Genomic DNA, 12,344 nt, shown 5'->3' with positions numbered 1-12,344 from the left:
AGCTAGCCCCGGCGGCGGCGGCGAACAAGGCGGCGCCTGCTCCGCGCGGGGCTGACACGGGCGCCCGGTCCGCTAGGATCGATCCCGCGACCGCGACCAACGAAAGGAAACGCCCCCGCCATGCGTCTGTTGACCATCGTCCTTCTTTCCGCCGTCCTGACCGGCTGCGGATTCTTCCGGGAGGAGGAGGGCCCGGCCGAGCCCGCGCCCATCATCCTGCCCCCGACCGGCCAGATCGCCGCCGCCCCCACCGGGGGCGGCGCCACCGTCGTCGCGCCCCCGTCCCGCGTCACCGCCCGGGCGGAGGCGCTGGACACCGTGTCGGAGGCCGAGAAGCAGCAGGCCCGCATCGTCGCCGCCTCCGCCGCGTCGGCCGATCTGGGCACCGAAACGGTGGCGCTGGGCGATCCGGCGGAACCCGGGCTCTGGGTCAAGACCGACCTCGTATCGGCGGAGGTGGCGGGCAAGGCCACCGCGGCGGGCGGCACCGGCATCGCGCTGACGCTGCGCCCGCTGGGCGGCGCGGGCGGCGCCCAGATCAGCCTGTCCGCCCTTCAGGCGCTGGGGCTGCCCCTGGCTGGACTGCACCCCGTCACCCTGGCCCGCGTCGGCGGGTGAACCGCCGCCTGATCCCCGCGCTGCGTCCCTGGGACGAGCTGCGCGCCGCGTTTCGCTGGGATCTGCCCCCCCGTTTCGACATCGCGACCGCCTGCTGCGACGCCTGGGCCGCCCGCGACCCCGACCGTTCGGCGATCGTGGATCTGAACCGCGACCGCCGGGTCTGGACGTATGGCGACCTGAAGCGGGCCTCGGACGCCTTGGCCGCAGACCTGGCCCGGCACGGGGTCGGATCGGGCGACCGGGTCGCGATCCTCCTGCCGCAGCGGGCGGAGGTCATGGTCGCCCATTTCGCCGCGATGAAGCTGGGCGCGATCTCGCTCCCCCTGACGGTCCTGTTCGGGGCGGATGCCCTGCGCTATCGGCTGGCCGATTCCGGGGCGGTGGCGATCGTGTCCGACGCCGACGGCCTGGCCCGCGTCGCCGCCCTGGACCTGCCGGATCTGCGCGTGGCGGTCGACGCCGACGCCCTGCCGGCGGAGGGCGCGGTCGAGCCCGCCCCCCTGGGTCCGGAGGATCCGGCGATGGTGATCTATACCTCCGGGACGACGGGCGCGGCCAAGGGCGTGCTCCACGCACACCGTTTCCTTCTGGGCCACATGCCTGGCGTCGAGCTGGCGTTCGAAGGGATGCCCCGACCCGGCGACGTCGGCTGGACGCCCGCGGACTGGGCCTGGATCGGCGGGTTGATGGACATCGCCATGCCCTGCCTGTTCCACGGCGTCCCCCTGGTCGCGAAGCGGTTCCCCAAGTTCGACGCGGACGCCGCCTGGGCCCTGATGCGCGACGAGGGCGTGACGATCGCGTTCCTGCCCCCCACCGCCCTGCGGATGCTGCGCCGGACGGAGCCGCCCGCGGGGCTGTCGCTGCGCGCCGTGATGTCGGGGGGCGAGGCGCTGGGCGCGGACCTGACCGAATGGGGCCGCGACCGCCTGGGCGTGCCCGTCAACGAGATCTACGGCCAGACCGAATGCAACCTGGTGCTGGCGTCCTGCGCGGGCACGCAGGACACGGTGCCGGGCACGCTGGGCCGCGCGGTGCCGGGCTGCGAGGTGCAGGTGCAGGACGGCGGTGGCGTGCCGGTCGCGGTGGGCGCGGTGGGCGAGATCTGCGCCCGCGGGTCGGCGGCGGCGTTCCTGCGGTACTGGAACCGGCCCGCGCCCACCGCCGCGAAGTGGCGGAACGGTTGGCTGCGCACGGGCGACCTGGGGGTCGCGCTGCCGGACGGGGTGGTCCGCTATCACGCGCGGGACGACGACGTCATCAACTCCGCCGGATACCGGATCGGCCCGACGGAGGTGGAGGTCTGCCTGACGTCCCATCCGTCCGTCGTGATGGCCGCGGTGGTGGGCCTGCCCGATCCCGTGCGCGGACAGGCGCTGACCGCCTTCGTCGTCGCGGCCGACCCGTCCGACGCCCTGGCGGCGGCGCTGATCGACCTTGTCCGCACCCGCCTGAGCCCGCACATGGCCCCCCGCGCGATCCACTTCCGCGACGCCCTGCCGACCACGCCCACCGGCAAGATCAGGCGCGCCGCGCTGCGGGACGGGGGGTGAGGGCGGCGCTGCCCGCTCAGGCCGCCTTCAACCGCTGCTCCACCAGCCCGGTCAGCCAGGAACAGCCCGCCGGGATGATCTGGTCCTCGAAGTCGTATTCGGGGTGGTGGACCGGGGCGCTGTCGCCGTTGCCCAGCAGGATATAGGCCCCGGGCCGTTCCAGCAGCATATAGGCGAAGTCCTCGCCCCCCATCACGAGGGGCGCGTCGCCGCAATCGCCCGAGACGTCGCGGGCCACGTCGGCGGCGAAGGCGGTCTGCGCGTCGTGGTTCGCCATCACGGGATAGTTGCGGTCGTACCGGACCTCGACCTCGCCCCCGAATGTGGCGGCGATCCCCGCCGCGATCGCCTTGATCCGCCGTTCGGCCATGTCGCGCTGGCCCGCGTCCATCGTGCGCACCGTGCCCCGCAGCTCGGCCGCGGACGGCAGGACGTTGTAGGCGTCGCTGGAGGTGCGGAACGACGTGACCGACACGACGACCTGTTCCACGGGGTCGGCGTTGCGCGAGGCGATGCTCTGCAGCGCGGTGACGAGATGCGCGCCCATCAAGGTGGTGTCCACGGCGATCTGCGGCTTGGCGGCGTGCCCGCCCACGCCCCGGACCTGCAGCGTGAACTCGTCGGTGGACGCGAAGAACGGGCCGGGCCGGATGGAGAACCGGCCCTGCGGCTGGCCGGGCCAGTTGTGCATCCCGTACACCTCCTGGATGCCGAAGCGGTCCATCAGCCCGTCCTCGCACATGGCCAGGCCGCCGCCGCCGCCTTCCTCCGCCGGCTGGAACACGACGATTGCGGTGCCCGCGAAGTTGCGCGTTTCCGCCAAGTAACGGGCCGCGCCCAGGAGCATCGCGGTGTGCCCGTCGTGGCCGCAGGCGTGCATCTTGCCGGGGATGGTGGAGGCATGGTCCGCGCCGGTCGCCTCCTCGATGGGCAGCGCGTCCATGTCCGCGCGCAGGCCGACCACGCCGTCGCCCGGATGCCGGCCCCGGATCACGCCCACCACGCCCGTGCGGCCGATGCCGGTCACGACCTCGTCGCACCCGAAGGCCCGCAGCTTGTCGGCCACCAGCGCCGCCGTCCGGTGCGTGTCGTAGCCAAGCTCGGGATGGGCGTGGATGTCGCGGCGCCAGGCCGTGATCTCGGGCAGCCATTCGCTGAAGCGGTTCTTGACGGGCATGGGCGGCACCTCCGGACGGGACGATGCCGGTCGCGGGGCGCGACCGCAATGGGTGCGCATCGCCGCAATCCCGGAATCGTTAATTTTCGTTAACCTTTTGGGTGGCGGTAATCCGCCTAGTTAGGCAAGTTTCGTCCGCACGCCGCATGCAACCGTATGCTTTCAAACAGAAAATATCGTCCGACGATTTGGTTCGGATGACCGCCCCCGCTTGGGCGGAACGAAGGGAAAGACATTATGAGCTGGCACGATCCGACCGCGAGCACGAAGGTGCTCACCAAGTCCACATCCGTGATCGATACGGGCGACCGCGCCAAGACCTACGAGATTGCCGAAAGCGTAACTGCCCTGGGCATCGGCGGCACGTCCGACGTCGCGACCGTCCTGAAGGGGATCGCAAAGACGAACGACGGCCTTACCCAATGGGGCGAGGCGAACAACGGCGACGGCGAGAGCCGCAAGTTGCTGGACCTCCATGATGGACAGGGCAACGCGTCCGACGATTTCGTCGCGCTGCTGCGGGAAGCGATCGAGGGCGACGACGGCATCTCCCTGTCCGCCTTCTACAAGCAGGGCGGCGATTACAACCTGACCCTGCAGGTCGACGGCAGCCGGTCGTCGGATCTGTTGAAGTTCGACGCGGATTACGTCCTCGACGCCATGACGCAGGTAGCCGCCGACGATCCGTCAGGCGTGGCCGCGGCCCTCGGCGCGATGCACATCAACAACGGCGACCGCGACGACGGCATCGGCGTCTACGAGTTCACGTTGGCGAACGACCGCGAGAGCTTCTATTGGAGCCATGACAAGAACTGGTCGGACGACGTCGTCGGCCTGTTCGACCGTGTCGGAAACGCGTTCCAGGACGAGGACGCGGTCGCCTTGGTGAACGCCGCCCTCGAGGAGAAGTTCGGCCTTGCCGACTACGACGGGTTGGAGTTCGTATCGAACGACGACGGCGCGATCGTGATCGAGCTTCGCTCCGATCGGGGCACGACGGAAACGCTGGTCCTGCATGGCGACGAGATCGCGGCCGCGTTGGACGGGTTCGGCGCGTCGCTCGGGTTCGGGACGAACCTGGACACGAAGGACAACAAGTCCGCCACCGCCTACCTCGACACCGATGACGGCGGTTCCGTCTGGTGGGGCGGTCACAGGGGCAAGGTGTTCTTCGATGCGGCCGAAACCAAGAGCCTGGATAGCCATGGTGGCGGCAACAAGCTGAACGTGTCGGACGTCGATACCTTCGTCTTCAACGCACTGGCCCACGATGGCGCCAACGACGTCGACGTGACGTTCGGCGGGGCGGCTGGCGACGATTTCATGGTGGTCGAGCTTTCGACCAATGGCGGCAACACCGACACGCTGATCCTGGAAGGCCAGGCGGTCGAAGCCGTGATCGCCGACTACTACGACGGCCTCGTCCTGGCGTGAACTCCGATCCCGCCGCCCGCCACGGGCGGCGGCCTCAACCGTCGGGGGCGCCCCGGGCGGCCCCGTCCTCGTTCCGCACATGGATCGCGCGACGGTCGGGCAACGTGAAGCCCGCATCCCGCAAGGCCCGTTCGACGGCGAGGCGCACGTTCGACGCGGTGGCGATGACGTCCTTCTGCGCGGGCGCCGACCACCAGCGGACGCGCACGACCTTGGCGAAGTCCGCGACCTCCTGCGCCTGCGCGTCGGCGCTGGGATCGTCCACCACGCCGGCGGCCCCCATCGCGGCATCCCGCGCCACTTCCACCGCACGGGCCCAGTCCTCGTCGAGGCCGATCGGAAAGTCCGCCTGCGTGCGGCGCGCCTCGAACGCGGTGTTCACGATGACGGCCCCGGTGAAGATGTCGTAGTTCGGGACCACGACGCGCCGCCCGTCATAGGTGCGGATCTTCGTGGCGCGCGTCTCGATGTGCTCGACCGTGCCCTCGTCCCCGTCCACGACGATCTGGTCGCCGTCGCGGAACGGCTGGCGATACAGGATCACGATCCCCGCGAGCAGGTTCTGCAGGATGTCCTTGAACGCATAGCCGATCGCCAGCGACCCCAGGCCCAGCCCCGCGATCAGGTCGCCGGGCCGCAGCGACGGCGTCACGACCGTCAGCGACAGCAGCAGGCCCGTGGCGATCACCAGCCACTTCGCGACGCTGCCCAGCACGGCCGCGAGGTCGGCCCGGGACTTCGACCGCACGGAATGGCGTACCGACCACGCCACGAACCACGCCAGCCCGACGAACAGGGCGAACAGCACCAGCGCCACGACGATGTTGGGCAGCAAGCGGAAGAACCCGTCCACCCATTCGTCGAGCTTCTGCAGGATCAGGCCGGGATCGGCGTCGACCTGCGTGCGGGCCTCGTCATCCATGGCGGGTCAACCGGACCGGGCGGGGGCGGTTCCGGTCCTCATTCCTTCGACAGCCGTTCCAGCCGTGCCATCAGGCTGGACGTGTCCCAACGCCCCCCGCCCATCGCCTGCACGTCCTTGTAGAACTGGTCGATCAGCGCCGTGGCGGGCAGGGGGGCGCCCATCGCGTCCCCTTCGCGCAGGCAGATGCCCAGGTCCTTGCGCATCCAGTCGACCGCGAAGCCGTGGTCGTACTCGTCCGCCAGCATCGTGGCGTGCCGGTTGACCATCTGCCAGGATCCGGCGGCCCCGCCCTGGATCACGTCGATTACGGCCTCGCCGTCCAGCCCTGCCCTGCGCGCGAAGGTCAGCCCCTCGGCCAGCCCCTGCAGCAGGCCCGCGATGCAGATCTGGTTGACCATCTTCGTCAGCTGTCCCGCGCCCGTGTCCCCCATCCGGCGGCAGGCCTTGGCATAGGCCGCGATCACCGGTTCGGCCGCATCGTAGGCGTCCTGCGGGCCGCCGCACATGACGACCAGCTGCCCGTTCTCCGCCCCGGCCTGCCCGCCGCTGACGGGGGCGTCCACGAAGGCCGCGTCCCCTTCGGCCGCGATCTCGGCCATGGCGCGCGTGACCTCCGCGCTGACGGTGGTGTGGTCCACGAAGGTGGCCCCCGGCGCCAAGCCCGCGAAGGCCCCGTCCGGCCCCTCGCAGACCCCGCGCAGGTCGTCGTCGTTGCCCACGCAGGCCATCACGAACCGGGCGCCCTCCGCCGCCTCGGCCGGCGTGCCCGCGGCTCGCCCGCCGTGCCGCGCCGTCCAGTCCTCCGCCTTGGACCGCGTGCGGTTGTACACGGTTACCTCGTGCCCCGCCGCCGCCAGGTGCCCCGCCATCGGGAAGCCCATGACCCCCAGCCCCAGGAACGCACATCTCGCCATCTCGACCTCCCCTTGCATCCGGTATGGGCGCCGTTAGACCCGGGGAATGGGGTCGGGGCAACAGGTCTGAACGCATGGAGCGCGCGTTCCGCTGGATCTTCCGCGCGGTGGTCGCGGGGCTGTTGCTGATCGGGGGCGTCGTGGGCTTCGCCGCTTGGCTCGCGTCGCGCAGCCTGCCCGACTACGACCGCACGATTCCCGTGGCCGGCCTGTCCGGCCCGGTCGAGATCGTGCGCAACACGCACAACATACCCCATATCTTCGCCGCCGCCGACGCGGACGCGTTCTTCGCGCTGGGCTATGCGCACGCCCAGGACAGGCTATGGCAGATGACGCTCTTGCGCCGCACCGCGCAGGGCCGCCTGTCGGAACTGTTCGGTCCCCGCACCCTGCGCACGGACGAGCTGATGCGCCGGATCGGGGTCTTCGACGCCGCCGTGGCGGCGGTGCGCGCGCAGGACGACGACACGATGGCCGTGCTGCGCGCCTATGCCGCCGGGGTGAACGCCCGGATCCGCGCGGTGAACGCCGACGCCGAAGGCCGCGGCGCGCCGGAGTTCTTCGTGTTCCCCCCCCAGATCGCCCCCTGGCGGCCGGCGGATTCCCTGGCCGTGGGCAAGCTTCTGGCCCTTCAGCTGACCGGCCACGCGGCGGAGGAATCGCTGCGCGCTCGCGCCTCGCTCGTGCTGCCGCCCGAACGGCTGGCGGACTTGCATGCGGACGTGCCCGGCGACGGGACCGCCGTGCTGGCCCATGCGTTGCGCGACGGACTCGACCCCCACATCCGCACCGCCGAGGCGGGCGGCCGCGACCTTTGGCCCATCCCCGTGCGCGGCATGGCCGGCGCGTCGAACGCCTTCGCGGTGGACGCGGCCCACGCCGCGTCGGGCGGCGCATTATTGGCCAACGACCCGCATCTGGGCCTGTCCGCGCCGACGCTGTTCTACCTGGCGCGGCTGCAGCTCTCGACGGGCGGGGTGATCGGCGGCACCGTGCCCGGCATGCCCGCGATCTTCGTGGGACGGTCGGAGCATCTGGGCTGGGCCATCACCTCCGCCTATCTCGACGATCAGGACGTCCTGATCGAACGCCTGAACCCCGATGACCCGAACCAGTACCTGACGGAGGACGGCTGGCTGCCGTTCCGCTCCGCCCAGTCCATCATCGAGATCGCCGACGACGAGCCCGTGCGCCTGACCCTGCGTCGGTCGCGCAACGGCCCCATCCTGACCGGCGCGCAATACGACCTGGGCGCGGTCACCCCCCGCGACCACGTCGCGGCCCTGGCCTGGACCGCCCTGCAGCCGGGCGACACGTCGCTGAAGGGCGCGCTCGACCTGATGCGCGCCCGCGACGTCGAGGAGGGGCTGGAGGCCGCGACCCACTTCGTCGCCCCCGCCAGCAACCTTCTCCTCGCGGACCGCGAACGGGTCGCCATGACGGTGGCGGGCCGCCAGCCCGATCGCCACCCCGACCACCAGTCGAAGGGTCGCATCCCCGCCCCGGGCTGGGTGCCCGCGAACCGCTGGCGCGGCCTGATGCCCGCCGACGCCAACCCCGTCTGGCTGGACCCGCCGGAGGGGATCCTGGGCAACACGAACAACAAGACCGTGGACCGGCCCTTTCCCGCGCACATCAGCTATCACTGGGGCGACACGCAGCGCGTCCAGCGGATGCAGCGCCTGATGGGCCGGCGCGAGGTCCACACCCGCGAAAGCATGATCGGGGCGCAGCTCGACACCGTGTCCAACGCCGCGCGCACGCTCCTGCCGCTGGTGGGGCGCGACCTGTGGTTCGCGGGCGGGGCGGCGGCGGCCGACACGCCCGAACGCCGCCGCCAGACCGCGCTGGCGCTGCTGGCCGCCTGGAACGGCGAGATGTCGGAGCACCTGCCCGAACCCCTGATCTACGCCGCCTGGATGCGCAGCCTGCAGGACCGCCTGATCCGCGACGACCTGGGTCCGCTGGCGGACGCGTACCGCCGCCTCGACCCGCTGTTCCTGGAACGCGTGTTCCGCGACGAGGGGGGCGCCGCCGCCTGGTGCGACGTGGTCCAGTCCACCGCGGTCGAGACCTGCGCCGACATCGCGCGCCTGTCGCTCGACGCCGCCCTCCAGGACCTGCAAGACCGCTATGGTCCCACGGTCGAAGGCTGGCGCTGGGGCGACGCGCACGAGGCGCGCCACGACCACCGCGTCCTGGGCGACGTGCCGGGCCTGGGCTGGGTGGTGAACATCCGGCAATCCACCTCCGGCGGGGACGACACGCTGCTGCGCGGACGCATGTCGGGGGACGGGCCATTCCCCTTCGCGAACGTCCATGCCGCCGTGTATCGCGGGGTGTACGACTTCGCCGATCCCGAAAGCAGCGTCTTCGTGACGTCCACGGGCCAGTCGGGCCATCCCCTGTCACGCCATTACGACGACCTGGGCGAGCTGTGGCGACGGGGGGAATACGTTCCCATGACCCTCGACCCCGCCCTCGCGCGCGCGGGCGCCGTGGGCGTGACGACCCTTGTGCCGGCATCCGGGCGGACGCCCTGAGGATCGGTCGGGGCGCTCCCTCCGCCGCGGGCGGACAGGCTCAGAAGGTGCCCCGTTCGGTCCGCGCCGGACGTTCGGCGGCCCACGACGGGCTGGACGCCTTTCCCTGGATGCGGACGGTGCGTCCGGTCCCGCGGCGCGACGGTCGCACCGCGCCCGCGGCGCCCCGACGACGAACCCTTCAGGCCGCTCGGTCCCCCCGCTTGGGCGCGGACTGGACGGAGAAGGCGCCGACCGCCTCCTCGACCTCGCGCGCCAGAGCCTGCAGTCGCGTCAGCGCGTCGCGGCGGGTCCCGCTGCGATCGGCGTTGGCCTGCGTGTCGGCCGCGTTGCCGGTGGTCGCCCGTTCGCTCAAGGCGCCGATCCCGTCGGCCTGGCGGGTGGCCGCGTCCGCCACCGCCGTCAGGCGGTCGGACGTCGCGCCGACGCCGGCCGTGATCTCGGCGAACCGTTCGCCCGTCTGCACCATCAGGGCCGCCCCCGTGCGGACATGGCCTTCCGACCGGTGCAGGATGTCGCCGATTTGGGCCACGGCGTCGGCGGACCGCTGCGCGAGCGCCCGAACCTCCGTGGCGACCACGGCGAAGCCGCGGCCCGCCGGGCCGGCGCGCGCCGCCTCCACGCCCGCGTTCAATGCGAGTAGGTTGGTCTGGAACGCGATGTCCTCGATCAGGGCGGTGACGCTGCGCACCTCCGCGGACGCGGCCTCGATCCGGTCCATCGCTTCCGTCGCCTCTCGCAGCACCCCGGACCCGGCCTCCACGGTGCGGTCCATCACCGCGGCGCTGTCGACCGCCGCCCGCGCGTCGGCCGCCGTCGCCACGATCGTGTCGCGCACCGCGCTCAGATCGGCGACGAAGACGTCCATGCCCGCGACACGCCCGTCGTCCAGGACCTTGTGTCGGGCCGACAGGGCGACGATGTCCTCGGTCTCGGCGCGGATCCGGACGATCCGGTCGGATGCGGTGGCGATGGCCCGCGCCAGGGACGCGACGGCGTCGTTGTAGTCCCGCGATAGCTGCGCGAACCCGTCGGGCATCGCGTCGATCCGCGCATCCAGTCGGCCCGCCGCAAGCGCGGTCAGCGCGCTCCGCAGCGTGCTCAGCACGGCATCCTGTTCCGCCAGGCTCGCGGCCGCCCGCGCGGCCTCCCGCTCGCGGGTGGCGGCGGCATCCGCCTCCGCTGCCTGCGCGCGATCCGCCTCCGCGGTCGCGGTGGCGACGGCCTCCTCCGCGCGGGCCAGCGCCTCCACCGCGCGCAGACGTTCCCCATCGGCGGCCTTCGCCTGACGGTCCGCTTCGGCCTGCGCCTCGGCGGACGCGGCCAGGGCCTCGTCCGCCGTCTCCTGGCGTTTGGCCGTCTGAGCATCCAGTTGCGCCCGCAGATGCAGCATACGTCCCATCAGATAGGACACGATCAGGATCCCCGCGCAGTACCCGACGGCGTGAAGGACGTTCGTGTAGGTGTCGTCGGTCGGATAGACCCAGCCCGGCATTATCGATCCCACCACGACGTAGAATGCGACGATCGTCCCGCTGGCCAGGATCAGCGCGGACATGCTGGACATCAGTGCGATCACCGCCAGGGCGACCATCAGGTAGAAATGAGCCGTCATGTGCCACGGCGTCTCCGACAGGACCACGATGAAGGTCATCGTCTGCACGCTGAGCGCCTGACCGAGGAACACGCTGCTATGCCGGGGAAACCGGCGTCCCAGCAGGTAGGCGAGCGGATTGAGCGTCAGGGTCACGACCATGAGAGGCAGGACGCTGACGTCGGTCAGCAGCCAGATCAGCCCGATGAAGCAGAAATTTATGACGAGCTCCAGCACCAGCATCTCCGCCTCCAGGCGGGGGCGCTGCTCGATCAGGGGTGGGAGGTCCTTCGTCATCGCGATCGCACTTCTCCGGGCCGGGCGTTCCTGGGCCCGTCCCGTCCTGCACGCGGCAGCCTTGCGAATGGGTTAAGTCCAGGCGACGCGCGAACGCCCGAACGGGGACGGTCCATCGGTCCGCGTCCCCGCGCCGCGCCGCATCCGATCCGGTCCGGGGACATCCCCGGTCGAACCAGCACGCGCGACCGGCACGCGCCTCATTCCCATCCCTTCGCGATCAGCCCCGCCGCCTCCGGCGCGAAATAGGTCAGCACCCCGTCGCAGCCCGCGCGGCGGAAGGCCATCAGGCTTTCCATCATGGCCTTCTCGCCGTCGATCCAGCCCTGCGCCGCCGCCGCGCGTATCATCGCGTACTCGCCCGACACCTGGTACGCGAAGGTCGGCACGGCGAACGTGTCCTTTGCCCTACGGCACACGTCCAGATAGGGCAGACCGGGCTTGACCATCACCATGTCCGCGCCTTCATCCAGGTCGCGCGCGATCATGCGCAGGGCCTCGTCTCCGTTGAGCGGGTCCATCTGGTACGTCTTCTTGTCCCCCGTCAGCGCGCCGGATGCGCCGACCGCGTCGCGAAACGGACCATAGAACGCGCTGGCGTACTTCGCGGCATAGGACATGATCGTCACGTCCCGGTGGCCCGCGCCCTCCAAGGCTCGGCGGATGGCGCCGATGCGCCCGTCCATCATGTCCGACGGCCCGATGATGTCGGCGCCCGCCTCCGCTTGCGACAGGGCCATGCGAACCAGCGCCTCCACCGACTCGTCGTTCAGAATCACGCCGTCGCGGACGAACCCGTCGTGCCCGTTCACGTTGTAGGGGTCGAGCGCCACGTCCGTCATCACCGACACCTGGGGGAACGCCGCCTTGACTGCGCGGGTGGCGCGGTTCGACAGGTTGTCCGGGTTCCAGGCCTCCGCGCAATCCTCCGTCTTCAGGGACGCGTCGGTGTACGGGAACAGGCAGATCGTGCGCACGCCGAGGGCCTGCGCTTCGCCCACGGCGTCCACGACCCGGTCCACGGACCGGCGCACGACGCCGGGCATCGACGGCACCTCCTCCAGTACGCCTTCGCCGTCGCGCACGAAAAGGGGCCAGATCAGGTCGTCGGCATGGAGGCGATCCTGGCGCACCAGCCCCCCCAGGGCGGCGGTGCGGCGCAGGTGGCGGGGACGCGACAGGGCCAGGGGGGCGGGGGGGACGGTGGGGGTCAGGGAGGCACCGCACGACGAGGGCGCACCCATCAACCTGGGCACCCCCGACGAGGTGGCGATCGCGGAGCTCGC

At 71.4% G+C, this 12,344-nt stretch carries 9 protein-coding genes; 4 read left to right on the top strand and 5 right to left on the bottom strand.

Annotation, left to right across the window (positions count from 1 at the left end):
* Window positions 1–120: 120 nt before the first annotated feature.
* Together P0084_RS16215 and P0084_RS16210 are read left to right on the top strand one after the other, a co-directional pair.
* Complete coding sequence (locus P0084_RS16215) at window positions 121–618, top strand: hypothetical protein (RefSeq protein ID WP_308917924.1); 498 nt, start codon at window positions 121–123, stop codon at window positions 616–618.
* The gene (locus P0084_RS16210) at window positions 615–2,174 is read left to right on the top strand and encodes an AMP-binding protein (RefSeq protein ID WP_308917923.1); all 1,560 of its coding nucleotides are present in this window, start codon (window positions 615–617) and stop codon (window positions 2,172–2,174) included. The genes P0084_RS16215 and P0084_RS16210 overlap by 4 nt, the downstream gene beginning before the upstream one ends.
* Before the next feature lie 16 nt (window positions 2,175–2,190).
* On the opposite strand, the gene P0084_RS16205 is transcribed toward P0084_RS16210, so the two are convergent.
* Window positions 2,191–3,351, bottom strand: coding sequence for a M20 aminoacylase family protein (locus P0084_RS16205; RefSeq protein WP_308917922.1), 1,161 nt, complete (start codon window positions 3,349–3,351; stop codon window positions 2,191–2,193).
* Window positions 3,352–3,588: 237 nt separating this feature from the next.
* Here P0084_RS16205 and P0084_RS16200 point away from each other — a divergent pair, with 237 nt between their 5' ends.
* Window positions 3,589–4,785 (top strand): hypothetical protein, encoded by a 1,197-nt coding sequence (locus P0084_RS16200; protein ID WP_308917921.1) that lies wholly within the window; start codon window positions 3,589–3,591, stop codon window positions 4,783–4,785.
* 34 nt (window positions 4,786–4,819) lie between these two features.
* On the opposite strand, the gene P0084_RS16195 is transcribed toward P0084_RS16200, so the two are convergent.
* Both P0084_RS16195 and P0084_RS16190 read right to left on the bottom strand, forming a co-directional pair.
* The gene (locus tag P0084_RS16195; protein WP_308917920.1) at window positions 4,820–5,707 is read right to left on the bottom strand and encodes a mechanosensitive ion channel family protein; all 888 of its coding nucleotides are present in this window, start codon (window positions 5,705–5,707) and stop codon (window positions 4,820–4,822) included.
* Window positions 5,708–5,745: 38 nt separating this feature from the next.
* Window positions 5,746–6,624 carry an NAD(P)-dependent oxidoreductase gene (locus P0084_RS16190; protein ID WP_308917919.1) on the bottom strand — a complete coding sequence of 293 codons (879 nt, stop codon included), beginning with the start codon at window positions 6,622–6,624 and terminating at the stop codon, window positions 5,746–5,748.
* Between the two features lie 74 nt (window positions 6,625–6,698).
* Between P0084_RS16190 and P0084_RS16185 the strand changes: the two genes are divergently transcribed.
* A complete protein-coding gene (locus P0084_RS16185; RefSeq protein WP_308917918.1) occupies window positions 6,699–9,167 on the top strand; it encodes a penicillin acylase family protein in 2,469 nt (822 codons plus the stop codon).
* Window positions 9,168–9,348: 181 nt separating this feature from the next.
* Here P0084_RS16185 and P0084_RS16180 read toward each other — a convergent pair whose 3' ends face one another.
* Together P0084_RS16180 and hemB are read right to left on the bottom strand one after the other, a co-directional pair.
* Entirely contained in the window at window positions 9,349–11,058 is a 1,710-nt protein-coding gene (locus tag P0084_RS16180; protein WP_308917917.1) for a methyl-accepting chemotaxis protein, read from the bottom strand.
* A gap of 200 nt (window positions 11,059–11,258) precedes the next feature.
* Window positions 11,259–12,272, bottom strand: coding sequence for a porphobilinogen synthase (gene hemB, locus P0084_RS16175; protein ID WP_308917966.1), 1,014 nt, complete (start codon window positions 12,270–12,272; stop codon window positions 11,259–11,261).
* Window positions 12,273–12,344: the final 72 nt, after the last annotated feature.

This window comes from Jannaschia maritima (assembly GCF_030973515.1).
GTDB classification, from domain to species: Bacteria; Pseudomonadota; Alphaproteobacteria; order Rhodobacterales; family Rhodobacteraceae; genus Jannaschia; species Jannaschia maritima.
Note: the sequence above shows the minus strand (reverse complement) of the source record. Positions and strands in the feature narration are given on the sequence as shown.

What these genes read in the sequence shown, in the direction of transcription:
- P0084_RS16215 (WP_308917924.1), top strand. Translation starts at nt 121, where the DNA reads ATGCGTCTGTTGACCATCGTCCTTCTTTCCGCCGTCCTGACCGGCTGC.
- P0084_RS16185 (WP_308917918.1), top strand. Translation starts at nt 6,699, where the DNA reads ATGGAGCGCGCGTTCCGCTGGATCTTCCGCGCGGTGGTCGCGGGGCTG.
- P0084_RS16180 (WP_308917917.1), bottom strand. Translation starts at nt 11,058, where the DNA reads ATGACGAAGGACCTCCCACCCCTGATCGAGCAGCGCCCCCGCCTGGAG.
- P0084_RS16190 (WP_308917919.1), bottom strand. Translation starts at nt 6,624, where the DNA reads ATGGCGAGATGTGCGTTCCTGGGGCTGGGGGTCATGGGCTTCCCGATG.
- P0084_RS16205 (WP_308917922.1), bottom strand. Translation starts at nt 3,351, where the DNA reads ATGCCCGTCAAGAACCGCTTCAGCGAATGGCTGCCCGAGATCACGGCC.
- P0084_RS16195 (WP_308917920.1), bottom strand. Translation starts at nt 5,707, where the DNA reads ATGGATGACGAGGCCCGCACGCAGGTCGACGCCGATCCCGGCCTGATC.
- P0084_RS16200 (WP_308917921.1), top strand. Translation starts at nt 3,589, where the DNA reads ATGAGCTGGCACGATCCGACCGCGAGCACGAAGGTGCTCACCAAGTCC.